Here is a 23,851-nt window from a genome sequence, read left to right as displayed (position 1 = left end):
GTCAGCCGCCTGTATGGCTCATGTGGCGGCTCATCTTGCCGTCGACCGATTGGCGCGAGTAATCGAAATCATGCCCTTTGGGTTTCAGGTTGATCGCGGCCCGGATGGCATCTTCGAGCGGTTGCTCGGTATCGGGGTGATCGCGCAGCGCGCCGCGCAAGTCGGCCATGTCCTCTTGTCCGAGGCACATATACAGCTCACCGGTGCATGTCAGACGCACGCGATTGCAGCTTTCACAGAAGTTATGTGACAGCGGTGTAATGAAGCCGATCTTTTGGTTGGTTTCCTCAAGCCGCACATAGCGGGCCGGGCCGCCGGTGCGTTCGGCCAGATCGGTCACGGTATAGTGGTTCTCGTATTCTTTGCGCACGTCCTTGAGCGACCAGTACTGATCCAACCGATCTTCGTTGCCGATGTCGCCCATGGGCATAACCTCGATCCAGGTCAGGTCCATATCACGTTCGGCACACCATTGAGTGATTTGAGGCAGTTCCGGTTCGTTGAAGCCTTTCAGCGCTACGGCGTTGATCTTGACCCGCAGACCGGCTTTTTGTGCGGCGTCAATGCCGTTGAGCACTTGTTTCAGACGGCCCCAGCGGGTGATTTGGCTGAACTTGTCCTCATCCAGCGTGTCCAGTGATACATTCACCCGGCGCACGCCCGCCGCATAGAGATCGTCCGCAAAGCGGTGCAGTTGCGAGCCGTTGGTTGTCAGCGTGAGTTCCTTCAAGGCGCCGCTGTCCAGGTGCCGGGTCATCGCGTTGAAAAAAGACATGATATTCCGACGCACCAGAGGTTCGCCCCCGGTGATGCGCAGCTTTTCCACGCCCATATGCACGAAGGCGGTGCACATGCGGTCCAACTCCTCCAACGTCAGCAGGTCTTTCTTGGGCAGAAACTTCATGTCCTCGGACATGCAGTAGACACAGCGGAAATCGCAGCGGTCCGTGACGGAGACGCGGAGATAGGTGATGGCACGTGCGAACGGGTCGATGAGAGGAGCTGTCATGTGACATAGGTAAAGCTGACATCTGCCTGCGACAAGGGAGAACTTTCCTTTGCGCTGGTACAGATAGGCACAGGGCGGTAGATTGGCGATATGAGATACGTACTATTAGCCTTTTGTATTCTGGTCGCCGGGTGCGCCACCATTCGGTCCACGACGGATCGGGTTTTTGGCGGCGACAAAGCAGCCGCCGGGACAGAACCGGCCGCTGTCGAAGCCGCGGTTGACGAAACAACGGACCCCGAGCCTGTCGCGGCGACAGCAGCTGGATGGGTAGGGGCAAAGACCACTATCGCAGGGCTGGGCGACCCGACAACGCCGGGCCGATGGATGGAAACACCGCTGGTTGACACCGAATTCACCGGGCGGGTTGTCGTGCCGCGGACCGGTGCGCAAGCCTATATCGCCTTGGTACCTGTATCAGGGCCAGAAAGCGGGGGCAGTCGCCTGTCGCTGGATGCGATGCGGGCGCTGTTGCTGCCGTTTGATGAATTGGTCGAACTTGAGGTCTATGCCAATTGATCTTTGAGGTATTTGCCTGCTTCGCGCCGGGCAAATGGCTTCATCGCCTCGCCATGCTTCTCTAGAAAGGCAATCACGCGGGCCGCGTCATGTTTGGACAGCTCGCGCAGCCACCAGGCTATGGCCTTTTGAATAAACCAGTCACGGTCGGGCACATATCCTGCTGCCCAGCCGAGGACACGGTCGCGGTGGATCAGATCATCCGGTTTGGGATGGTTCTGTTTGGTCCAGGGCAAAGTCGCCACTAGCGCGGCGCGCCGGGTCCACATATGGTCGGATTGGGTCCAGGCTTCGACCTGATCCAGCCGGGCCGGATCAGCTGACAGGCGTTTCTGCATCGCCATACAGGCGTGATCGGCCACGGCCCAGGCGTCAAAATCGGGCAGCCAGCTTTGCAGCAGATTCCAAACGGCGTCATCTGGCCGGATACGCGCCTGCGTCAGCAGTTTGGCTGCGGCCAGACGCCCCTCGTGAATATTTGTCTGCCAAAGGGCGTCTGCCAAGTTCACACGGGCCGGGACATCCAATTCCTGCCGCCACGATTTGGTCAGGTCGTTCAGGATGGGGTTTGATACACCCAGATGCGCCCGGTCGACCTTGTGATAGGCAGCCATCTGTTCGGCACGCTCGGGATTGGCATGGGCCTTGATCTGGTCCAGATAAGCGCCTGGCGTCATTGGTTCAACGCGCGCGTGGGTTTGCCGTCGATCGTCTGGTGGTTCCTATCGGTCCAATAGGCCTGAATTTGGTCGTCCGACTTGCCATCTACCCATTTCTGCATCGTGTCACGCTCGGACTGGTATTCCATGAACGGCACCGCGTAGCCGCAGGAGGTCTGAACCAGATCGATCTCTAGATCATAGACCTGCCGTGCGCTGCGGTGGGTCGGGAACAGCGCGGCCAGTTCGTCCCAGCCTTCATCCCCCACATGCACCGTGCGCGCGGTGCCATAGGTGCGCAGAATCAGCGGGCGGGTTGTGAACGAACACCACATCAGCGTCATGCGGTTAACCTCAAGCAGGTGCCCGGCGGTTTCGTTACCGCTGCCGGTCAGGTTCATCCAGGCAATTCGGTTCGGCCCCAGAACCCGCAGCGAATCCATCCCCTTGGGTGAGATGTTGACCCGTCCCTCGGTTCCGGCTGTGCCGACAAAGAACATGTGCTGTTCTTCGATGAACTTGCGCTGGGCATCGTCCAGTTCCGGGAATTGTTTGGCCATGTCTCACTCCACTGTTACGGATTTCGCCAGATTGCGGGGTTGGTCCACGTCGGTGCCTTTGGCGACGGCTGTATGATAGGCCAGCAGTTGGGCAGGAACCGAATACAGGATTGGGGCGAGGCTGGTGTGCACATGGGGCATTCGGATGGTGCTCCAGACCCCGTCTTCGGCTTCGGCAATACCGTCGTCGTCCGAGACAAGGATAACCTTGCCCTTGCGGGCCATCACCTCTTGCATGTTCGAAACGGTCTTGTCGAAGACCGCGTCGCGTGGGGCCATTACGACCACCGGCATATGCTTGTCGATCAGCGCAATGGGTCCGTGTTTCAGTTCACCCGACGCGTAACCTTCGGCGTGGATATAGCTGATTTCCTTTAGCTTCAGCGCGCCTTCCATGGCCAGCGGGTACATCAACCCACGGCCCAGAAACAGGACGTCGCGCGCTTCGGACAGACGTTGGGCGGATTTCCTGATGGCGCGGTCCTGATCCAGCGCTGCGTTGAGCACTGTCGGCAGGCCCCGCAGGGCGGCGGTGTGATCGGCCAGTTCCTCGTCCGTTAGCGTGCCCCGGTCAGCCGCGGCTTTCAGCGCCAGCATCAACAACACGCTCAGCTGGCAGGTAAAGGCCTTGGTCGAGGCCACGCCGATTTCAACACCGGCATGGATCGGCAGAGCAATATCACTTTCCCGCGCGATCGAGCTTTCGGGGACATTGATCACCGAGACGATCTTGTCCGCCTTGCCCTCGCAATAGCGCAGCGCCGCCAGCGTGTCGGCGGTTTCGCCGGACTGGCTGACAAACAGTGCGGCCGTTCGGTCGCTGATAGGCGGCTCTCGATACCGGAATTCGCTGGCGATATCGACCTCAACCGGCATCTTGGCCAGTTGTTCGAACCAGTATTTGGCGGTCAGGCAGGCATAGAACGCCGTACCACAGGCGACCATTGTCAACCGATCCAGCTTGGTGAAATCAAGATCCGTGTCAGGCAGAACCACCCGGTCCCCGCCCGTGGGCAGATACGAGCGGATCGCCTCGGCCACAACGACGGGCTGTTCGGCGATCTCTTTGGCCATGAAATGCTTGTGACCAGCCTTGTCGGTGCGCGCGTGGTCCAGTTTGATCTTTCGGATTTCGCGATTTGCAAGCTCACCCGCCTCGGTGCGGATTTCCAGCGAGGTTCGGGTCAGTACGGCCCGGTCGCCTTCCTCCAGATAGGTGATGCGGTCGGTCAACGGTGCCAGCGCGATGGCGTCCGAGCCAACGAACATCTCTCCGTCCCCATGCCCGATAGCCAGCGGCGAGCCTTTGCGCGCGGCAACGATCAGATCGTCCTGCCCGTCAAACAAGAATGCCAGTGCAAAGGCACCTTGCAGCCGATCGATGGTCTGGTACGCCGCCTCAACCGGGGACAGCCCGGATTTCAGCAGATGTTCGGCCATCAGGGCGACGGTTTCCGTGTCAGTTTCTGTTTCGAACCCGATCCCGTGATCCGCCAGTTCAGCACGCAGTTCACGGTAGTTTTCGACAATACCGTTATGGACAACAGCGACCGGCCCGGCCTTGTGCGGGTGCGCATTGCCAACCGACGGTGCCCCGTGGGTGGCCCATCGGGTGTGACCGATACCGGACTTGCCGCGCAGAGGGTCGTGCACCAGCAGGTCGCTGAGATTGACCAGCTTGCCCACCGCCCGCCTGCGCCCCAGCGTCCCATCGTTGACCGTGGCTATGCCCGCGCTGTCATAACCACGGTATTCCAGACGCTTTAGCGCCTCGACCAAAATCGGGGCAGCTTCGTGCTGTCCCAATACACCTACAATTCCACACATCCGTCTCAGGCTCCTTTGTCGCGGCGAGCCTTCTTCGCCTTCAACATATCAAACAATTTGCGGGCATAGCCCAATTTGTTGTCCTGCTTGGCACGTGCCACGGCCAGCGCGTCCGGCTCGACATCTCGCGTCACCACCGTTCCGGTCGCCGTCATCGCACCATCCCCCAGCGTGATCGGGGCCACCAGCATGGTGTTCGATCCGACAAACACATTCTCGCCAATCGTGGTGCGGTGTTTCATCACGCCATCATAGTTGCAGGTGATCGTGCCCGCACCGATGTTCGAGGCAGCACCCACCGAGGCATCGCCAATATAGCTGAGGTGGTTGACCTTTGCGCCTTCGGCAATCTCGGCATTCTTGATTTCAACGAAATTGCCGACGCGGGTGTTTTCGGCCAGCTCTGCACCGGGGCGCAGGCGGGCATAGGGGCCGACGACGGCACCGCGGCTGACATGGCAACCCTCAAGATGCGAAAACGCCCGGATCGTCGCGCCGCTTTCAACGGTGACGCCGGCGCCAAAGACCACGTTGGGTTCAATCACCGTATCGCGGCCGATGATCGTGTCAGCCGCCAGATAAACGGTTTCGGGCGCCATCAGGGTGACACCCAATTCCAGCAGTTCTGTCCTGGCGCGGGCCTGAAAAACCGCATCCGCAACGGCCAGATCCGCGCGTGAGTTTACGCCCAGTGTCTGTTCCTCATCACAGGCGACCGCTGTGACCTGCAGCCCCCGATTGCGGGCAATTTCGACGACGTCTGTCAAATAGTATTCCCGTGACGCGTTGTTGTTTCCAACCGCGTCAATCAACATAAACAACGTTTGCGCATTACAGGCCAAAAGACCAGAATTACAAAAAGTTATTGCGCGCTCCTCATCCGAGGCGTCCTTGAATTCCACAATCCGCTCCAGCGTCTCGCCATCCATCATCAGGCGACCATAGCGGGCGGGATCTGCGGCCTCGAACCCCAGGATGACTAGATCGTTTTCTGCCCGCGCGGCGATCATCCGTTCAAGCGTGTCAGGCTGAAGGAACGGTGTATCTCCGTACAGCACCACCACGTCGCCGGAAAATCCATCCAAAGCGTCCCGCGCCTGACCGACGGCGTGGGCTGTTCCCAACTGCTCTTCCTGAATCGCGATCTGCGCTGTCTCGTCTTCGTCAGCGGCGGCCTTTGCAACGGCCTCTGACCCATGCCCGGTGACGATCACGGTGCGTTCGGGCGAAAGGACAGCGCCAGCCCGCATGGCGTGAACCAGCATGGGGGCCTGGGCGATAGGATGGAGGACTTTGGGGATGTCCGAATTCATCCTGGTGCCTTTGCCGGCGGCAAGGATGACAAGAGCAGTACTCATGAAAACGATTTCTCTTTTGTTTTGTTGCCGTCCGTTTTATCCGCTGAGGGCAAAGGCGCAAGCGGTTCGGGCATCAAACAAGATTGCCGTTTGCAACATCTGATGGCGGGAAACCGCCGAGGCGAGAGGCAAAATGCGCACAGTTATCTTCGATCTGGACGGAACTTTGGCCGATACGTCGGGTGATTTGCTTGAGGCCGCCAACCACTGTTTTCGCCATATGGGGCACGGCGATGTGCTGGTCCATGGGCAGGATGCAGGGATTGCGTTGCGCGGTGGCCGGATGATGCTGAGCCACGGGTTGAATCGGGTCGGGGAGTACGATGAACAAACCGTCCTGAGCTATTATCCAATGCTGCTTGAGGCGTATTCGAAAGCCATCGACACGCATACACAATTCTATCCCGGTGCGCTTCAGGCGGTCGAGCATTTGAAAACGGCAGGATACGGCGTGGGCATCTGCACCAACAAACCCGAGGCGCTCGCCGATCAACTGCTGAGCCAGATGGGCGTGCGCGATCAGTTTGCCTCATTGGTCGGGGCTGACACTTTGCCGGTGCGAAAGCCGGATCCGGAACCCTTGCGTGAGGCCGCGCGGCGGGCAGGCGGGCACCCGGACCTGTGTGTACTGATCGGTGATTCCGATACCGACCGAAATACGGCCCGCGCGGCGGGTGTGCCGTCGGTGCTGGTTACGTTTGGTCCATCCGGTGACGACATGGCCGCTTTGGAGCCCGAAGCGCTGTTGCATCACTTCGACGATCTGCCTGATCTGGTGGCTGACCTGATCGGTGCGGCGGCGTGATCTCTTGACGCGTAACGCTGACGGTACCAAAACAAACCCATGAACGAGATATTCACTGGCAGTTTCACCCAACAGGAACCCATCCCAGATGAGGCGATCGAGGCCGCGCTGGCCGTGATGCGCCACGGGCGCTTGCATCGCTATAACGTCGCACCTGGTGAATTGGGCGAGACTGCGCTGCTGGAACAGGAATTCGCGGCCCGGATGGGTGCAAAGTACTGTTTGGCAGTGGCTTCGGGCGGTTACGCGATGGCGACCGCATTGCGGGCGGTAGGGGTGCAGCCCGGTGATCCGGTTCTGACCAACGCTTTCACGCTGGCCCCGGTGCCGGGGTCGATCGCCTCAGTTGGCGCGCGGCCGGTTTTTGTTGGGGTAACAGCAGGCCTGACAATTGATTTGGACGATCTGCAAGCCAAGCTGGACCAGGCGCGTGTTCTGATGCTCAGCCATATGCGTGGACATCTGTGCGACATGGATCGGCTGATGCGGATGTGCGACGCCGCGGGTGTGACTGTGATCGAGGATTGCGCCCACACCATGGGTGCGGCCTGGCGCGGCCAATTGTCGGGCCGTCAGGGGGCTGTTGGGTGCTACTCCTGTCAGACCTACAAACATGTAAATTCAGGTGAAGGTGGCCTGCTGATCACCGATGACGAAGAGCTTGCGGCCAAGGCGACGATGCTTTCCGGCTCATACATGCTGTATGAACGTCATCTGGCAGCCCCTGGGCCAGAGGTTTTTGAGCGGATAAAATACACCACGCCCAATGTCTCGGGGCGGATGGACAACCTGCGCGCGGCGATCCTGCGCCCGCAATTGCGCGATCTGGATCACCAGGTGCAGCGCTGGAACGAAAGGTATGAGCGGGTCGAACAGGGTCTGCGCGATACCCCCGGTCTGACGATTGTGGAACGGCCCGAAGCCGAAACCTATGTCGGGTCTTCGATTCAGTTCCTGTTGCTGGACTGGTCGGCAGATACCATCGCTGTGGTCATTGAGCGATGCGCCGCGCGCGGTGTGGAACTGAAGTGGTTCGGCGGTGCTGAGCCCACTGGATTTACCTCGCGCTATGACAGTTGGCGCTATGCCGATAGCACGCGCATGCCGAACAGCGACCGGGTACTGGCGGGAATCATGGACATGCGCGTGCCTTTGACATTCTCGCTGGAAGACTGCGAATTGATTGCCCGGATCATCCGGGATGAAGTGACACGCATTCACAACCAGGCGACGTCCTGATTTCGCCCCAAAAGGCGTGTCCGGACACGAAAACACTCGCGTCCGGGCGCTGCACTGCTAGCATTTTTGCGATGCTCTTGCGTTATGGGCAGGGCACATCATCAAAAACGTTGCGAAGCTATGCGTAAAGAAAAGAAATCAGAATCCCTCGAAGTCAGGCTTAGCCTGTCGGAAAAAAATGCGTTTTACGCACGGGTCGCAGCCCGTGGGGAAACCATGAGTGCAGCGTTGCGCAGACTGATCGCCGAAGATGGGGTGCCTCATTCCAAAATGAAGGAGGTCTCAACCTTGAAGAAGATTTCAATCACTGCGTCGCCGGTGGCGCTCACCGTCGCTTTACTGGCTGCCGTTTCCCTGTCCGGGGCGCAGGCCAAGACTGATTTTGCAGGCAACTTCCGTGCGAAGGACGCAAATGGCGACGGGTTTGTCGATCGCATTGAAATGATGCAGTACATGTCGCAGCAAGCCGCCGAAGTGAACTTGCCCCCCGACTGCGACGGAAGCGAGCTTGCGCGCGTATGGTCGATGTCGCCGGAAGAGATGGCAGAGGAAGCGATTGGGTTTTCGGACGCTGACAAGGACGGCCGGATTACCTTGCCCGAAGTTGTCGCCGCAAACGAACGCTTTAGAGCCGACGATTTTACATCAGCGGACATAAACAATGATGGGTTTGTAAGTCTGGCTGAATTGGAGTTCGGCTTTCGCGAAGACGAGGCGAAAGTCAGTGCCGAATGCAGGGCAGCCATTGGTATGCATAGCGCTGCCCGCTCACCGGAGATTCTGGAGCAACTGGATACAGATGGGGACGGCAGGATCAGCCTGGGAGAATTCGTCAACCACTAAGTCCGCATTCCGACTGGACAGATATCACTCTCGCCGCTATTAATGAACAAGTGTTCAATTAGCTCCCTATGGCGCAGAGGAAGAAGATATGTTCCAGGCAACCATGACTTTTGATCTCGGCGATGACGTCAATGAACTGCGTAAAATGGTCCATCGATGGGCGCAAGAGCGGGTCAAGCCGATGGCGGCCGAGATCGACAAGGCCAATGCTTTTCCCAATGAATTATGGGCAGAGATGGGTGAACTGGGCCTGCTTGGCATCACCGTGCCCGAAGAATACGGCGGCGCGGGGATGTCTTACCTGGCTCATACCGTTGCGGTCGAGGAAGTGGCGCGCGCCTCGGCCTCGGTCTCGCTGTCCTACGGGGCGCATTCGAATCTGTGCGTCAACCAGATCAAGCTGAACGGCAGTGACGAACAGCGTGCGAAATACCTGCCGCGCCTGGTTTCAGGTGAACATGTGGGCGCGCTGGCAATGTCCGAGGCCTCGGCCGGGTCCGATGTCGTGTCGATGAAGTTGCGCGCCGAAAAGCGCAACGATCATTACCGGCTGAATGGCAGCAAATACTGGATCACCAACGGCCCGGATGCGGATACGCTGGTTGTTTATGCCAAAACCGATCCAGATGCGGGCTCAAAAGGGATCACTGCATTCCTGATCGAAAAAGAGATGACGGGCTTTTCCACCTCACCCCATTTCGACAAGCTGGGGATGCGCGGGTCAAACACGGCTGAGCTGATTTTCGAAGATGTCGAGGTGCCGTTTGAAAATGTGCTTGGTGAAGAGGGTCAGGGCGTTGCGGTTCTGATGTCCGGGTTGGATTACGAACGCGTGGTTCTGGCCGGGATCGGAACCGGTATCATCGCTGCGTGTCTGGATGAGATCATGCCTTATCTGGCCGAACGTAAGCAGTTTGGCAAACCCATCGGTAGCTTCCAACTGATGCAGGGCAAAATTGCCGACATGTATACCGCGATGAACTCGGCCCGGGCGTATGTCTATGAGGTTGCCAAAGCCTGTGACCGTGGGGATGTGACGCGGCAGGATGCGGCGGCGTGCTGTCTGTATGCCTCGGAACAGGCGATGACACAGGCGCATCAGGCGGTTCAGGCAATGGGCGGGGCCGGGTTCCTGGCGGATTCGACAGTCAGCCGGATATTCCGCGACGCCAAGCTGATGGAGATTGGCGCCGGCACCAGCGAAATCCGCCGGATGCTGATCGGGCGGGAACTGATGAACGAAATGCTCTGAGTAAAGAAAACGCCCCGCTGACGAGGGAGACAGCGGGGCGTTACGTGAAAGGATCAGAAGCGGTGAACGTAAGACACGCCGACCAGCCAAGGATCGATTTCAGCGGTGCCGATATCGGCGCCGTTCAGTTTGACGTCCGAGTCGATGTCGAACCAGCGTACGTTCAAACGCACAGCGCCTTTTTCGGTGACCATATAATCCAGACCGGCCTGCAGCGCGAGACCGACCGAGTTGTCGAGTTCGAGATCACCCAAGGCCGATTTCTCGTCAAAGAAGATGGTGTAGTTGATGCCTGCGCCAACATAAGGCTTCCAGGCGCTGTTGGTCGCAAAGTGGTAGTTCAGCGACAGGGTGGGCGGCAGGTGTTTGACGGTGCCTGCGTCGATGCTACCCCCCAAGGTGACTTCGTGGCTGAACGGGGTGGCTGCCAGCAATTCGATGCCCAGATTGTCCCGGACAAAGTATTCGGCGGTAAAGATCGGGCGGGTGTCCGCGTCTACGTCGGCGTCCAGCCCGGCCAGGGTTCCGTTGTCGGATTTCGGGTCCAGGTAGCCAACACCGACACCGACGGTCCAGTCTCCTTGATTTTGGGCGAAAGCGGGTGCGGCAAGCGCGACAAGCGCGGTCGAAAGAGCCAAAGCGGCGAGTTTATTGGTCATTTTACGGCCTTTGAATTTGTTGATGAGGGTGTTTTGCAGGACGCAGGCCGCGCCTACTCTGATCTGCATCAAGTTTCCGTGACAGCGGGAAACGGCGTGTATCCGGGAAAGCTCAGGAAAATAAGGGACTTCGATTATGCGTCCCAATAACGGCATACCGGGGTTGCGCCAGGGTGGAGGCTGGATGATTCCGGATCGACTCAATATGGCGCGTCAGTGCCTGTCCCAACCGCGCGAAAACACGGCGATTGTCACTGTGAGTGAGGGTGGCGATCAGATCATCAGCTTTGGACAGCTGGAGCGGTTGACGAATGGAATTGCACATACCTTGCTACAAAAGGTGAGCCCCGGAGACCGCGTGGGCGTGTTGCTCAGCCAGTCGCCTATGTGCGCAGCGGCCCATCTGGCGATTTGGAAGATCGGCGCGATCTCGGTGCCGCTGTTCAAACTGTTTCAGCAGGATGCGCTGGCGTCGCGCATTGGGGATGCCGGGGCGCAGGTTGTTCTGACCGATGCCGAAGGGGCCACGCTGCTGGGTGACCTGGCCCGGTCGTTGCAGGTTGATCAGATCACACCTTCGGACAATCCGCTGCCCTTTGCAGAGACCGGCCCCGACGACCCGGCGGTGCTGATCTATACCTCTGGCACCACGGGCAAACCCAAGGGTGCCCTGCATGGGCACCGGGTTCTGACGGGGCACCTGCCGGGTGTCTCCATCAGCCACAACCATTTGCGTGACGGCGATTGCCTGTGGACGCCTGCCGATTGGGCCTGGATCGGCGGGCTGTTTGATGTGCTGATGCCAGGGCTGGCGCTGGGCATTCCGGTTGTGGCCGCGCGTTTGGAAAAATTCACGCCCGAGGCCTGCGTCGATGTGATCACGCGCGGCGGTGTGCGGAATGTGTTCTTTCCGCCAACCGCGCTGCGGATGTTGAAGGCCACCGATCAACGTATTCCGGGGCTGCGCTCGGTCGCGTCTGGGGGTGAGCCTTTGGGGGCTGAAATGTTGGCCTGGGGGCAACAGGCGTTTGGCCTGACGATCAACGAGTTTTACGGCCAGACCGAATGCAACATGGTGGTGTCGTCCTGCACTGAGGACTTTCCCGCGCGCCCGGGCTGTATCGGCAAGCCGGTGCCGGGGCATGAGATTGCGGTCATCGACGAGAACGGCGCGCCAACCAGCGATGAGGGCGATGTGGCCATCCGGCGAGGATCGGCCTCGATGCTGTTGGAATATTGGAACCGCCCTGAGGCGACGGCTGAGAAGTTCCGGGGCGACTGGTTGATCACCGGCGACCGTGGTGTGTGGGAGTGCGACTATCTGCGCTTTGTCGGTCGCGATGATGACGTGATTACCTCGGCCGGATACCGCATCGGCCCGGCCGAGATCGAGGATTGCCTGCTGACCCACCCGGCGGTGGCGACGGTTGGCGTGGTCGGTAAACCTGACCCACTGCGGACCGAGATCGTCAAGGCCTATGTGGTGTTGAAACCGGGGGCCGAGGCCTCGGGCGCAGAGTTACAGGAGTGGGTCAAGGACCGTTTGGCGCAGTATTCCTACCCGCGCGAGGTGGCATTTCTGGAGGAATTGCCGATGACCGTGACCGGGAAGGTTATTCGGAAGGAATTGAAGCAGATGGCAAAATCTGAATTGACTATGGGTGTGAGCTCTACGTGATGAGGAGTTTTTTTGTTTCTTTTTTCCTTGCTCCATTTGCGATGTTATCAAGCGTTGGATTGGCGGATTCTATTGGTGAGTATTCTATTGACGAACCAGAGGAACCGGTCATCTGGATTGAAGAATGGTTCGATGGTTGCACGGAGCTAAGCGCCTCGACAAAAGTTACAATCTCCAAAATGACACTTGATGCTGATTGCCTTACACAGGCGCTGGGTTACTGCACAGGCCGAATTTCTGACGACCGAGAAGAAAGCTGTCAGATGATCTTCATTGATCATCTGCGTCTCAAAGGTAAGGAAATATCGAGTTCCTTACCGGCGGAAATCAATCTCAGAGGGTTCAAGCTTCGATCCTACGAAAACGCTGTAGGTCGTGCATCCAAGCCATCATTCGAAACGTGTGACAACGAAGTTCCCGAGTTGGAGTGCGAGTTGTTGGATGTAACTCTAAGATGGCTCGACTGGCGATATGCCCAAAGGTTGCTTAAGGAAAATAGGGAATGAAACTCACATCCAAAGCCATGCCCACCTCCGAGGGCTTCAAGGCAAACCGCACTGCCCATCTCGACGCGCTGGCGCAAATCTCTGCCGCTGCCGAAGCGGCGCGTATGGGCGGTGGTGAAAAATCCCGCGCACGGCATAACTCGCGGGGCAAAATGCTGCCGCGACGCCGGGTGGCGAACCTGCTCGATCCGGGGTCTCCGTTCCTTGAGATCGGCGCGACGGCGGCGCATGGGATGTATGGCGATGCCGCCCCCAGCGCCGGGGTCATCGCAGGTATTGGCCGGGTGCAGGGGCAAGAGGTCATGGTGGTCTGTAACGACGCCACCGTGAAGGGCGGTACCTATTACCCGATGTCGGTCAAGAAACACCTGCGCGCGCAGGAGATTGCCGAGGAAAATCATCTGCCCTGCATCTATCTGGTCGACAGTGGAGGGGCGAACCTGCCCAATCAGGATGAGGTCTTTCCCGACCGCGACCACTTTGGCCGTATCTTCTATAATCAGGCACGGATGAGCGCCAAGGGCATCCCTCAGATCGCGGTAGTCATGGGCTCGTGCACGGCGGGTGGCGCCTATGTGCCTGCAATGTCGGATGTGACCATCATTGTGCGCGATCAGGGCACGATCTTTCTGGCCGGCCCGCCTCTGGTCAAGGCCGCGACCGGAGAAGTGGTTAGCGCCGAAGATCTGGGCGGTGGCGATGTGCATACGCGCCTCTCGGGCGTGGCTGACTATTTGGCCGAGGATGACGCCCACGCGCTGGCCTTGGCGCGGCGCGCTGTAGGGTCGCTGAACCGGCACAAACCGCAAACGGTGGATTGGGCCAGCCCCGAAGACCCGGCCTATGACCCCGAGGAAATTCTGGGCGTCGTCCCTGCCGATCTGCGCACGCCTTATGATATCCGCGAGGTGATTGCGCGGCTGGTCGATGGCTCGCGCTTTGACGAGTTCAAACCGCGCTTTGGTGAGACTCTGGTGACCGGGTTCGCCCATGTCAAAGGCTGCCCTGTTGGGATCATCGCCAACAACGGTGTGCTGTTTTCCGAGGCCGCGCAGAAGGGCGCACACTTCGTTGAACTCTGCTCGCAACGCAACATCCCTTTGGTGTTCCTGCAGAATATCACCGGCTTCATGGTGGGCCGCAAATACGAAAACGAAGGCATCGCGCGGCACGGGGCCAAGATGGTGACCGCCGTGGCCACGACGAATGTGCCCAAGATCACCATGCTGGTGGGTGGCTCATTCGGGGCAGGGAATTACGGGATGGCAGGCCGCGCCTATCAGCCGCGGTTCCTGTGGACCTGGCCGAACTCGCGCATTTCGGTCATGGGCGGAGAGCAGGCGGCGGGCGTGTTGGCCACTGTCAAACGCGACGGGATCGAACGGCAGGGCGGTAGTTGGACCGATGAGGAAGAGGCCGAGTTCAAGCGCCCAACGCTCGAGATGTTCGAGGAACAATCCCATCCGCTCTACGCGTCGGCCCGGTTGTGGGATGACGGCATCATCGACCCGCGCAAAAGCCGCGATGTGCTGGCCTTGTCGCTGAACGCCGCGCTGAACGCCCCGATTGAGGAGACACGTTTCGGCGTGTTCAGGATGTAGGTCGTGGCTGATCTAGCCGGGTTTGAACCCGGAAAACCGCACCGCGCTGCCGCCGACGAAGTACTGGACTTCGACCGTCAGTCCAACCGCCTTGAGCGCCTCCATGACAGTGCTGCCAGTTCCGAAATTTCTTGTGTAGGCACCGATCATTGTGAAGTCCTGAGCGCCGTTCAGAAAGAGACGCTCGATCTGCGGCAACACGCCGTCAAGATAGAAGCGGTAGAGCGGTCGAAGAGACCAGCCCACGGGGTCCGTTGCTTCGATCAGGGAAAATGGCGCTCCGGGTTTGAGAATACGATTCAATTGATGGGCAAAGGCCAGATGCTGCTGGGCGTCAAACGTTTTGAGGCCAAAGGTGGATATGGCAAACTCGGCCGAGTCGCTCGGCAGATCCGTCGTCAGCATGTTGGCGCAGTGATGGGTGATGCGGTCTTCCCGATCTTTGTGCAGCCGGTCAATCGCTTGTCGGTGCATTCCCGGGCTGATGTCGATAGCCGTGACTTCAGCTATGTTCGGAAACCTGGCGAACAAATGCGGCCACGCCTCGCCGGTGCCGGCCATCAAGTCAACGCCAGACGCAGTCGATTTTCTGGGCAGGTTCAGTCCGTTTACACAGGCCCGACGCCACGATCTTATCAACCCGAAAGACGCGGCTGCGCTCCAGTTTCGATAAGCGCCCGAGCATCTGTCGAAGACACCGGCCACAAATTCGGGATCATAAATGTTATCGCTCATGGTTGGGACCGTGAAACTATGGGCTTTGGAAAGCAAGGGTTTGCTGATGTTCAATAAAATCCTGATTGCCAACCGTGGCGAAATCGCATGCCGAGTCATGGAAACGGCTCAGAAAATGGGTGTGCCTTGTGTGGCCGTCCATTCGGACGTGGATGCCTCGGCCAAGCATGTGCAGATGGCGGACGAGGCCGTGCATATCGGCGGCCCGGCCCCGGCGGACAGCTATCTGAAAGGCGATGTGATCATACAGGCCGCGCTCGACACGGGCGCGCAGGCGATCCATCCGGGCTATGGCTTTTTGTCCGAGAACCCGGAATTTGTAGATGCGGTTGAGGCTGCGGGCCTGACGTTCATCGGCCCCTCGGCGGATGCGATCCGCAAGATGGGCCTCAAAGACGCGGCCAAGGTGTTGATGGAGCAGGCCGGAGTTCCGGTCGTGCCCGGCTATCACGGTGACAATCAGGACCCCGAGCATCTGGCGGGCGCTGCGGATACGATCGGTTACCCGGTCCTAATCAAGGCCGTCGCCGGGGGCGGTGGCAAGGGCATGCGGCTGGTCGAACAGCCAGCGGATTTCGCAACCGCGCTGGACAGCGCAAGGGGTGAGGCCCGGACGGCCTTTGGCAATGATGCCGTTCTGGTCGAGAAGTTCGTTTCAAAACCGCGCCATATCGAAGTGCAGGTGTTCGGCGACGGCACCCATGCAGTTCATCTTTTTGAACGCGATTGTTCCCTGCAGCGGCGGCACCAGAAGGTGATCGAAGAGGCTCCGGCCCCAGGCATGACGGCTGAAATGCGCGAGGCCATGGGGCAGGCAGGCGTGCGGGCGGCCGAAGCGATTGGTTACAAGGGGGCAGGGACGGTTGAATTCATCGTCGATGCCTCGGACGGGCTGCGCGCGGACCGGTTCTGGTTCATGGAGATGAACACGCGGCTACAGGTCGAACACCCTGTGACCGAAGCGATCACCGGTGTGGATCTGGTTGAATGGCAATTGCGCGTGGCGTCAGGTGAGGTCTTGCCGAAGCAACAGCACGAGCTCTCGATCTCGGGCCATGCTTTTGAGGCGCGCTTGTATGCTGAAGATGTGCCCAAGGGCTTTCTTCCCGCGACGGGCAGGCTGACGCATTTAGAGTTTCCCCCGTCTTGCCGCGCAGACAGCGGGGTCCGCGCCGGAGATACGATCAGCCCTTGGTATGACCCGATGATTGCCAAGGTCATTGTGCACGGCCCGACCCGCGCGGTTGCGCTAAAGCAATTGCACCGCGCCTTGCAGCGCACCGAGGTTGCAGGCACGGTCACCAACCTTGCCTTTCTAGGAGCCTTGACCCGTCATGCGGGGTTTGCGGGCGGGGATGTGGACACCGGTCTGATCGGCCGTGATCTGGAGGTGTTGGTACAGGCCGTGGCTGTGCCCGCAGCAACCTGTGTGGCGGCGGCGATGGCTGCGCTGGATCTGGAAAACACAAATGACGAGACCGGGTTTTCTCTATGGGCCCCGCTGCATCGCGCGGTTCAGTTAAGGGCACAGGACGTAATTGACCTGGACGTTCAGGTCGAAGGCCCTGATCGTCAGACCTGGGACGTGGCGGGTAAGACTGTGCTGGCCGAACGCATAGGTGACACATGGGTGATTGACGGAATGCCGATGCCACGTGTTGCGGTTTCAGACACAACGGTCACTGTGTTTGATGGCTATGGGCAAGCATTTGATATCGTTGACCCGCTGGACCGCGCAACACGTGCTGCGGGAGACACCAACGTGATCGAAGCGCCGATGCCGGGACTGGTCAAGGCGGTCTTTGCACAGGTGGGGCAGGCGGTGCAGGAGGGCGACCGGTTGGCCATTCTGGAAGCGATGAAGATGGAGCATTCTTTGCTGGCTGCACGCGATGGCGTCGTGGCCGAGGTACTGACTGAGGACGGCACGCAGGTCGAGGCCGGGGCGGCTTTGGTCCGGTTGGAAGAGGAATGACCTGTCCCATGCGGACACAACGTGGCACAGTCGGTCAAAACGCGGCATATTGAAAAGGACATAACCATGGGTGAACGGGTCGAAATCTTCGAAGTTGGGCCACGCGACGGGCTGCAGAACGAGCAGCGCGAAATTCCGGTGGCCGAGAAGGTTGCCCTGGTCGATTGCCTCAGCCGCGCCGGGTTTGCCCGGATCGAGGTGGCCAGCTTTGTGTCACCCAAATGGGTGCCGCAAATGGTGGGCAGCGCGGATGTGCTGGCCGCGATCACGCGGGCCAAGGGCGTGCGTTATGCCGCGCTGACGCCGAACATGCGCGGGTATGAGGATGCACGAGCTGCAAAGGCGGATGAAATCGCGGTGTTTGCCTCGGCGTCCGAGGGGTTCTCGAAGGCCAACGTCAATGCCACGATTGCGGAATCTGATTGAACGGTTCGAGCCGATCCTTGAGGCCGCGCGCCATATTGACCTGCCAGTTCGCGGCTACGTTTCCTGCGTCACCGATTGCCCCTATGACGGACCGACCTCGCCTGAAAAAGTGGCCGAGGTTGCAGACCGGTTGTTCTCGTTGGGCTGTTACGAGGTCTCTCTGGGGGATACGATCGGGCAGGGGACGCCGGATAAGATCGCCCATATGCTGTTGGCTGTGCGTGACCGTGTTCCGGTCACACGTCTGGCGGGGCATTTCCACGACACAAACGGTCGTGCCATCGACAATATTGACGCGGCACTGACACTGGGCGTGCGAACTTTCGATGCGGCCGTTGGTGGTCTGGGCGGGTGTCCTTTTGCACCTGGCGCGTCCGGGAATGTCGCAACCGAGGCTGTCGCGGCCCATCTTGAGCGTCTGGGATATGAAACCGGGCTCGATCTGGCCGTTGTCGAAGAGGCTGCGCAGATGGCGCGCGCGATGCGGCCGGAATAAGGGGTGGGAATGTTTGAAACGATCTCGGTCGCCATGGATGAACGCGGCGTAGCAACCCTGACTCTGGATCGCGCCGATAAGCATAACGCGATGTCGGCGCAGATGATCTCGGAGCTGACGCAAGCCGCCGCGCAGTTGGGGGCCGACAATTCGGTGCGGGTTGTGGTGCTGGCCGCTGCGGGCAAAACCTTTTGCGCCGGGGCCGATCTGGGTTGGATGCAGGACCAGATGGCCGCCGATCCAGACACGCGCTTTGCCGAGGCGCGCAAACTGGCCGCGATGCTTCAGGCGCTGAACACCATGCCCAAACCCCTCATCGGGGCTGTCCACGGCAACGCGTTTGGCGGCGGTGTCGGACTGGCTGCTGTGTGTGACGTGGCAATTGGTGTCGAGACCGTGAAAATGGGGCTGACGGAAACCCGTCTGGGCCTGATCCCAGCTACGATCGGCCCCTATGTGATTGCACGCATGGGCGAGGCAAAGGCACGGCGTGTCTTCATGTCTGCCCGTTTGTTTGATGCTGCTGAAGCTGTGGCGCTTGGATTGCTGGCAAAGGCAGTACCCGCCGCGGATCTAAAAGATGCGGTCGAGGCAGAAATCCAGCCTTACCTGTCTTGCGCGCCGGGTGCCGTGGCCTCGGCCAAGGAACTGGTTCGGGCGCTTGGGCCATGCATTGACGATGCTGTGATCGATCAGACCATTCAGGCACTGGTGGAACGGTGGGAAACCGAAGAAGCCCGCGAAGGAATCGGCGCGTTTTTCGAGAAACGAAATCCTGCATGGAAAACTCAGGTTTAAGCCGTTTCTGTTCAAACGCGGATTCGCCAAAAATCGGCCTAACTCCGGTCAGGCAAAAGCGGAATATTAACCCCCTGCGCGGCTGTGTTCGGTTGACCCTCTGACCCCGCAGAGATAGAGAATGTCCAGTCAACACGCCAATTGACGGCGCACCCTGATGGGCTATGCGCAGGAAAGGAGCTATTCGTGGAAGACCTTTTGCGGGAGTATCTCCCGATCCTGGTGTTTCTGGCCGTTGCAGTAGGCTTGGGAATCGTTCTGATTCTGGCAGCTGTGGTACTGGCTGTTCGCAATCCCGACCCGGAAAAGGTCAGCGCGTATGAATGTGGCTTTAACGCCTTTGACGACGCGCGGATGAAGTTCGATGTTCGATTCTATCTGGTCGCGATTCTGTTCATCATCTTCGATCTGGAAATCGCTTTCCTGTTTCCCTGGGCCGTGGGGTTCAAAGACATCAGTGATGTCGGGTTCTGGTCCATGATTGTGTTTCTTGGCGTTCTGACCATCGGCTTTGCCTATGAATGGAAGAAAGGGGCCCTGGAATGGGAGTGATGACGGGTGCAAACACCGCCGGCGTCGACAAGGAAGTCGCCACCCAGGCCCTGAACGCCGAGCTGCAGGACAAAGGGTTCCTGCTGACTTCAACCGAAGACATCATCAACTGGGCGCGGACCGGATCGCTGCACTGGATGACCTTTGGTCTGGCCTGCTGTGCGGTTGAAATGATGCACACCTCGATGCCGCGCTATGATGCGGAACGGTTCGGCATCGCCCCCCGCGCATCCCCGCGTCAGTCGGACGTGATGATCGTGGCCGGCACCCTGACCAACAAGATGGCCCCGGCGCTGCGCAAGGTTTACGACCAGATGCCCGAGCCGCGCTATGTGATCTCGATGGGCTCTTGCGCCAATGGCGGCGGTTATTACCATTATTCCTATTCGGTCGTGCGAGGCTGTGACCGCATCGTACCGGTCGACATCTACGTGCCCGGCTGCCCGCCAACGGCAGAGGCGTTGTTGTACGGCCTGATGCAGCTGCAACGCAAAATCCGCCGCACCGGCACCATCGTGCGCTAAGGAGAGAGTGGATGAGCGAAGCACTCAAAGAACTTGGCACGCAGTTAGAGCTGAAGCGGACAGATTGTGTCTTGTCCTGGGACGTGACCCATGGCGAATTGAATGTTGATGTGGCTCCGTCCAATCTGGTTGAGTTCATCGAATTTCTGAAATCTGATCAGAACTGCAAATTCTCGTCTCTGGTCGATATCACTGCTGTGGACTACCCCGAGCGGGCCAAACGGTTCGATGTGGTCTACCACTTCCTGTCGATGTACCAGAACCAGCGCATCCGCCTGCGCGTTTCGATCCGCGAAGAAGACATGGTGCCGTCGATCGTTGATGTGCACCCCTCGGCCAACTGGTTCGAGCGCGAGGTGTTCGACATGTTCGGCATCTTGTTCTCGGGCCATCCGGACCTGCGGCGCATCCTGACCGACTATGGGTTCCGTGGCTATCCGCTGCGCAAGGATTTCCCGACCACCGGGTACACAGAAGTGCGTTATGACGAGGCGCAAAAGCGTGTGGTTTATGAGCCCGTGTCGCTGGTTCAGGAATACCGACAGTTTGATTTCATGTCTCCGTGGGAGGGCGCGAATTACATTCTGCCGGGCGACGAAAAGCAGGAGGCTGAGTGATGGGTGGTATCTGGTGGCTGATCCTGTCGGCGCTGACCATCATTCCGATGGTAAAGATTTTGCCGTTCTTCGGGATCAACAAATACTGGTGCCTTCTTTGCCTGGTCCCGTTTGGTACGATCGCGCTGCTGTGGTGGGTCGGACTGAAACTGCAAGAGTTGGAGCGCCGCTAAGATGCTGATGCTGCTGGGGGAACTGATCACTTTGGGTGCGCTGGGGGTCCTGCTGGCAGGGGCTGCGGCCAAAGCGCTTGAGGCGGAAAAGGTCCGGGTTCGGGCTGATGCAAAAAAGAATAAGCGGGGGCGTTGATGGACGGCTCAAGATACGATGACGGCAGCACGGACGCGCTGAGCGGAGAACAGAAGATCCGCAATTTCAACATCAACTTTGGACCGCAACACCCTGCGGCTCATGGTGTTTTGCGCTTGGTGCTTGAGTTGGACGGCGAAATTGTCGAACGCTGTGATCCGCATATCGGCCTGCTGCATCGTGGCACCGAAAAGCTGATGGAAAGCCGCACCTATCTGCAGAACCTGCCGTATTTCGACCGTCTGGATTACGTCGCCCCGATGAACCAGGAGCACGCTTGGTGTCTGGCCATCGAAAAGCTGACCGGCGTTGAGGTGCCGCGCCGAGGCTCTCTGATCCGAGTGCTGTATTCCGAGATCGGGCGCATTCTGAACCACCTTCTGAACGTGACCACGCAGGCGATGGATGTCGGCGCGTTGACCCCGCCTTTGTGGGGTTTTGAAGAGCGTGAGAAGCTGATGGTGTTCTATGAACGCGCCTGTGGTGCCCGCTTGCACGCGGCCTATTTCCGCCCCGGCGGCGTGCATCAGGACCTGCCGCCAGAGCTGTTGGACGATATCGAAGCCTGGAGCCACACGTTTCCGGCCGTCATGGACGATATCGACGGCTTGCTGACTGAAAACCGCATTTTCAAGCAGCGCAACGCCGATATCGGTGTGGTGACCGAGGATGACATCCTGAAATACGGCTTCTCGGGTGTGATGGTGCGCGGGTCTGGTCTGGCCTGGGATCTGCGCCGTGCGCAGCCTTATGAATGCTACGATGAGTTCGAATTCCAGATTCCCGTCGGCAAGAACGGCGACTGCTATGACCGCTATCTGGTGCGGATGGAAGAAATGCGCCAGTCGCTGCTGATCATCCGCCAGGCCATTGCCAAAATCCGTGATTGTCCCGGCGATGTTCTGGCCCGAGGCAAAATCACACCGCCGTCACGCGCGGATATGAAGACCTCGATGGAGAGCCTGATCCATCACTTCAAACTGTATACCGAAGGCTTCCACGTTCCCGCGGGTGAGGTCTATGCCGCCGTCGAAGCCCCCAAGGGTGAGTTCGGCGTCTATCTGGTCGCAGACGGCACCAACAAACCCTACCGCGCCAAACTGCGCGCGCCGGGCTTCCTGCACCTGCAAGCTATGGACCACATTGCCGGAGGGCATCAACTGGCCGATGTCGCCGCCATCATCGGCACCATGGACGTTGTGTTTGGGGAGATTGACCGGTGAAGAAGCGCTTCTGTTCAATGGCTCTTGGTGCCGTGTTGTTGGCGACCAACGTGACGGCTGATTCATCAGCATCGACGAAAGATGGCATCGAACACCGTGCCGATGCGTTGTACGAATTCGTCCTTAGGAACGGGTGCCGGATTGAGGCAGAGGATGTTGACAACAAACTACCTGCCGCTGGGTTTGTTGAGGCTGAGATACCTGACCTTATTGAACAATTGATCACTGATGAGCGGGTTCGCCAAAGTGACCGTTACTTGATGGTGATTCACCTATGCTGATGTTCCACTCCCTCACTCACAAGATTTGCTTGACGGAGAACTTCTAATGCTCCGCCGTCTTCACCCCGAACAACCCGAAAGTTTTGCCTTCACTGCTGCCAACCAGCAATGGGCCGAAGCGCAGATCACGAAATACCCGGAGGGGCGTCAGGCCAGCGCGGTTATCCCGCTGTTGTGGCGCGCGCAGGAGCAGGAGGGCTGGCTGAGCCGTCCGGCGATTGAATCCGTCGCGGATATGCTAGGCATGGCCTATATCCGCGTGCTTGAGGTGGCTTCGTTCTACTTCATGTTCCAACTGCAACCGGTTGGCTCGGTCGCGCATATTCAGGTCTGCGGTACGACGTCCTGCATGATTTGCGGCGCAGAGGATCTGATCGCGGTTTGCAAGGACAAGATCGCGGCAAAACCACATACGCTGTCCGCCGATAGCAAGCTGAGCTGGGAAGAGGTGGAATGCCTTGGGTCCTGCACCAACGCGCCTATGGCCCAGATCGGCAAGGATTACTATGAGGATCTGACGGCTGAGAATTTCGGCAGGATCATTGACGATCTGGTTGCGGGCAAAGTTCCGACACCAGGCCCGCAGAATGGTCGCTATGCCGCTGAGCCGCTGAAGGGTCTCAGCAGCCTGACGGAATACGAGGCTGATAGACCGCAGTACAATGCCAGTGTCGCGCTGGCGGCGGATCTGGGCGACACAGTCAAGCGCATTGACGGGACCGAAGTTCCGATCCTTACGCCTTGGCTGGGTAAGGACGGTAAGGCGGCGGCGACCAAGGCGGCTCCGACGCCGCCCAAGGCACCTGCGCCGGCCAAACCTGCTGTGAAGCAGGCGGAAGAGGCGAAAGCAGCCAAAGAGGCTCAACCCCAGACGCTGACCGGGGCGCGGGACGGCAAGGCAGATGACCTGAAGATGCTAAAGGGTGTCGGACCCAAGCTTGAACAGACGCTGAACGAACTGGGTTTCTATCATTTTGACCAGATCGCGGCCTGGACATCAGAACAGGTCGCATGGGTAGACGCGCGGTTGAAATTCAAAGGCCGTATCGAACGCGACGGCTGGATTGAACAGGCGGCCAAACTGGCCGCAGGCGAAGAAACCGAGTTTGCCAAACGTGTCAAAAAAGATGGCACTTACGAAGACTGATACGAATGCCCGTTCAGGGCACCAAGGTGAGATGGACCAGGACAAGGAACAGGCCATAGCCCGAAAGGGTCGACATATCGGGGTGGTCATTGCCGTGACCATGCTGATCTGGCTTGCCGTGACCCTGTTCATTGGCCCTGCATTGGAATTGCCGGGGCGTTATGCGCTGCTGTTTGATTTTGCCGCTCTGGCAGGATTCATCTATGCAGGCGTGAACATTTTTCAACTCTGGCGCATGCGTCAGGACAGCTGA

General features: G+C 59.0%; 26 protein-coding genes and 1 pseudogene. 20 read left to right on the top strand and 7 right to left on the bottom strand.

Annotated elements, in window-relative coordinates; translation table 11 throughout:
- Position 1: 1 nt before the first annotated feature.
- Positions 2-1,009 carry a GTP 3',8-cyclase MoaA gene (gene moaA / locus SJY13_RS07955; RefSeq protein WP_377189905.1) on the bottom strand — a complete coding sequence of 336 codons (1,008 nt, stop codon included), beginning with the start codon at positions 1,007-1,009 and terminating at the stop codon, positions 2-4.
- 90 nt (positions 1,010-1,099) lie between these two features.
- Between moaA and SJY13_RS07950 the strand changes: the two genes are divergently transcribed.
- Positions 1,100-1,528: a hypothetical protein gene (locus SJY13_RS07950; RefSeq protein WP_377189902.1), complete on the top strand. Its 429-nt coding sequence runs from the start codon at positions 1,100-1,102 to the stop codon at positions 1,526-1,528.
- On the opposite strand, the gene SJY13_RS07945 is transcribed toward SJY13_RS07950, so the two are convergent.
- From SJY13_RS07945 to glmU, 4 genes are read right to left on the bottom strand one after another with little or no spacing between them, the layout of a single operon-like run.
- Positions 1,516-2,205, bottom strand: coding sequence for a DNA alkylation repair protein (locus SJY13_RS07945; RefSeq protein ID WP_085821163.1), 690 nt, complete (start codon positions 2,203-2,205; stop codon positions 1,516-1,518). The two genes, SJY13_RS07950 and SJY13_RS07945, sit on opposite strands and share 13 nt — an antisense overlap.
- Complete coding sequence (locus SJY13_RS07940; protein ID WP_377189898.1) at positions 2,202-2,747, bottom strand: pyridoxamine 5'-phosphate oxidase family protein; 546 nt, start codon at positions 2,745-2,747, stop codon at positions 2,202-2,204. The genes SJY13_RS07945 and SJY13_RS07940 overlap by 4 nt, the downstream gene beginning before the upstream one ends.
- A 3-nt stretch (positions 2,748-2,750) precedes the next feature.
- Positions 2,751-4,574, bottom strand: coding sequence for a glutamine--fructose-6-phosphate transaminase (isomerizing) (glmS, locus tag SJY13_RS07935; RefSeq protein WP_085821161.1), 1,824 nt, complete (start codon positions 4,572-4,574; stop codon positions 2,751-2,753).
- Positions 4,575-4,579: 5 nt separating this feature from the next.
- Entirely contained in the window at positions 4,580-5,932 is a 1,353-nt protein-coding gene (gene glmU, locus SJY13_RS07930; protein ID WP_377189894.1) for a bifunctional UDP-N-acetylglucosamine diphosphorylase/glucosamine-1-phosphate N-acetyltransferase GlmU, read from the bottom strand.
- A gap of 133 nt (positions 5,933-6,065) precedes the next feature.
- On the opposite strand from glmU, the gene SJY13_RS07925 reads away from it, so the two are divergent.
- The 4 genes from SJY13_RS07925 to SJY13_RS07910 all read left to right on the top strand — a co-directional run bounded on the left by SJY13_RS07925 (position 6,066) and on the right by SJY13_RS07910 (position 10,071).
- Positions 6,066-6,737, top strand: coding sequence for an HAD-IA family hydrolase (locus SJY13_RS07925; protein ID WP_377189891.1), 672 nt, complete (start codon positions 6,066-6,068; stop codon positions 6,735-6,737).
- A gap of 39 nt (positions 6,738-6,776) precedes the next feature.
- Positions 6,777-7,976 (top strand): DegT/DnrJ/EryC1/StrS family aminotransferase, encoded by a 1,200-nt coding sequence (locus tag SJY13_RS07920; protein WP_377189888.1) that lies wholly within the window; start codon positions 6,777-6,779, stop codon positions 7,974-7,976.
- A gap of 120 nt (positions 7,977-8,096) precedes the next feature.
- Complete coding sequence (locus SJY13_RS07915; protein WP_377189885.1) at positions 8,097-8,819, top strand: EF-hand domain-containing protein; 723 nt, start codon at positions 8,097-8,099, stop codon at positions 8,817-8,819.
- A gap of 88 nt (positions 8,820-8,907) precedes the next feature.
- Positions 8,908-10,071 carry an isovaleryl-CoA dehydrogenase gene (locus SJY13_RS07910; RefSeq protein ID WP_377189882.1) on the top strand — a complete coding sequence of 388 codons (1,164 nt, stop codon included), beginning with the start codon at positions 8,908-8,910 and terminating at the stop codon, positions 10,069-10,071.
- A gap of 53 nt (positions 10,072-10,124) precedes the next feature.
- Here SJY13_RS07910 and SJY13_RS07905 read toward each other — a convergent pair whose 3' ends face one another.
- Positions 10,125-10,730 (bottom strand): OmpW/AlkL family protein, encoded by a 606-nt coding sequence (locus SJY13_RS07905; RefSeq protein ID WP_377189879.1) that lies wholly within the window; start codon positions 10,728-10,730, stop codon positions 10,125-10,127.
- 136 nt (positions 10,731-10,866) lie between these two features.
- Here SJY13_RS07905 and SJY13_RS07900 point away from each other — a divergent pair, with 136 nt between their 5' ends.
- The 3 genes from SJY13_RS07900 to SJY13_RS07890 are packed head-to-tail and all read left to right on the top strand — an operon-like array spanning position 10,867 to position 14,515.
- Entirely contained in the window at positions 10,867-12,408 is a 1,542-nt protein-coding gene (locus SJY13_RS07900; RefSeq protein ID WP_377189876.1) for an AMP-binding protein, read from the top strand.
- Positions 12,408-12,914 carry a hypothetical protein gene (locus SJY13_RS07895; RefSeq protein WP_377189873.1) on the top strand — a complete coding sequence of 169 codons (507 nt, stop codon included), beginning with the start codon at positions 12,408-12,410 and terminating at the stop codon, positions 12,912-12,914. The genes SJY13_RS07900 and SJY13_RS07895 overlap by 1 nt, the downstream gene beginning before the upstream one ends.
- Positions 12,911-14,515, top strand: coding sequence for a carboxyl transferase domain-containing protein (locus SJY13_RS07890; RefSeq protein WP_377189870.1), 1,605 nt, complete (start codon positions 12,911-12,913; stop codon positions 14,513-14,515). The genes SJY13_RS07895 and SJY13_RS07890 overlap by 4 nt, the downstream gene beginning before the upstream one ends.
- A 12-nt stretch (positions 14,516-14,527) precedes the next feature.
- On the opposite strand, the gene SJY13_RS07885 is transcribed toward SJY13_RS07890, so the two are convergent.
- Complete coding sequence (locus SJY13_RS07885) at positions 14,528-15,250, bottom strand: class I SAM-dependent methyltransferase (RefSeq protein WP_377189866.1); 723 nt, start codon at positions 15,248-15,250, stop codon at positions 14,528-14,530.
- 46 nt (positions 15,251-15,296) lie between these two features.
- Between SJY13_RS07885 and SJY13_RS07880 the strand changes: the two genes are divergently transcribed.
- The 12 genes and pseudogenes from SJY13_RS07880 (at position 15,297) to SJY13_RS07825 (ending at position 23,851) form a co-directional block, all read left to right on the top strand.
- A complete protein-coding gene (locus tag SJY13_RS07880) occupies positions 15,297-17,225 on the top strand; it encodes an acetyl/propionyl/methylcrotonyl-CoA carboxylase subunit alpha (protein ID WP_377189863.1) in 1,929 nt (642 codons plus the stop codon).
- 66 nt (positions 17,226-17,291) lie between these two features.
- Positions 17,292-18,147, top strand: a pseudogene (locus tag SJY13_RS07875) (hydroxymethylglutaryl-CoA lyase).
- A gap of 9 nt (positions 18,148-18,156) precedes the next feature.
- Complete coding sequence (locus SJY13_RS07870) at positions 18,157-18,945, top strand: crotonase/enoyl-CoA hydratase family protein (RefSeq protein ID WP_377189860.1); 789 nt, start codon at positions 18,157-18,159, stop codon at positions 18,943-18,945.
- A gap of 186 nt (positions 18,946-19,131) precedes the next feature.
- On the top strand, positions 19,132-19,497 hold the full coding sequence (locus SJY13_RS07865) for an NADH-quinone oxidoreductase subunit A (protein ID WP_058274389.1): 366 nt from the start codon (positions 19,132-19,134) through the stop codon (positions 19,495-19,497).
- Positions 19,488-20,021 carry a NuoB/complex I 20 kDa subunit family protein gene (locus tag SJY13_RS07860; RefSeq protein WP_037307875.1) on the top strand — a complete coding sequence of 178 codons (534 nt, stop codon included), beginning with the start codon at positions 19,488-19,490 and terminating at the stop codon, positions 20,019-20,021. The genes SJY13_RS07865 and SJY13_RS07860 overlap by 10 nt, the downstream gene beginning before the upstream one ends.
- Before the next feature lie 11 nt (positions 20,022-20,032).
- Positions 20,033-20,638 carry an NADH-quinone oxidoreductase subunit C gene (locus SJY13_RS07855; RefSeq protein ID WP_377189855.1) on the top strand — a complete coding sequence of 202 codons (606 nt, stop codon included), beginning with the start codon at positions 20,033-20,035 and terminating at the stop codon, positions 20,636-20,638.
- Positions 20,638-20,811, top strand: a complete 174-nt coding sequence (locus SJY13_RS07850) for a hypothetical protein (protein WP_010442775.1) — start codon at positions 20,638-20,640, stop codon at positions 20,809-20,811. The genes SJY13_RS07855 and SJY13_RS07850 overlap by 1 nt, the downstream gene beginning before the upstream one ends.
- Before the next feature lies 1 nt (position 20,812).
- Positions 20,813-20,947, top strand: a complete 135-nt coding sequence (locus SJY13_RS07845; protein ID WP_268808299.1) for a hypothetical protein — start codon at positions 20,813-20,815, stop codon at positions 20,945-20,947.
- Positions 20,947-22,170: an NADH-quinone oxidoreductase subunit D gene (locus tag SJY13_RS07840; RefSeq protein ID WP_200818527.1), complete on the top strand. Its 1,224-nt coding sequence runs from the start codon at positions 20,947-20,949 to the stop codon at positions 22,168-22,170. Before SJY13_RS07845 ends, SJY13_RS07840 begins: the two co-directional genes overlap by 1 nt.
- Complete coding sequence (locus SJY13_RS07835; RefSeq protein ID WP_377189851.1) at positions 22,167-22,451, top strand: hypothetical protein; 285 nt, start codon at positions 22,167-22,169, stop codon at positions 22,449-22,451. Before SJY13_RS07840 ends, SJY13_RS07835 begins: the two co-directional genes overlap by 4 nt.
- A gap of 46 nt (positions 22,452-22,497) precedes the next feature.
- Positions 22,498-23,598 carry an NADH-quinone oxidoreductase subunit NuoE gene (gene nuoE / locus SJY13_RS07830; protein WP_377189848.1) on the top strand — a complete coding sequence of 367 codons (1,101 nt, stop codon included), beginning with the start codon at positions 22,498-22,500 and terminating at the stop codon, positions 23,596-23,598.
- A gap of 31 nt (positions 23,599-23,629) precedes the next feature.
- Positions 23,630-23,851 (top strand): DUF5337 domain-containing protein, encoded by a 222-nt coding sequence (locus SJY13_RS07825; protein ID WP_377193589.1) that lies wholly within the window; start codon positions 23,630-23,632, stop codon positions 23,849-23,851.

Source organism: Ruegeria meonggei (assembly GCF_042768335.1).
In the GTDB taxonomy this organism is placed as follows: Bacteria; Pseudomonadota; Alphaproteobacteria; order Rhodobacterales; family Rhodobacteraceae; genus Ruegeria; species Ruegeria meonggei.
The sequence above is the reverse complement of the archived record's forward strand: the minus strand, read 5'-3'. Positions and strand labels throughout refer to the sequence as shown.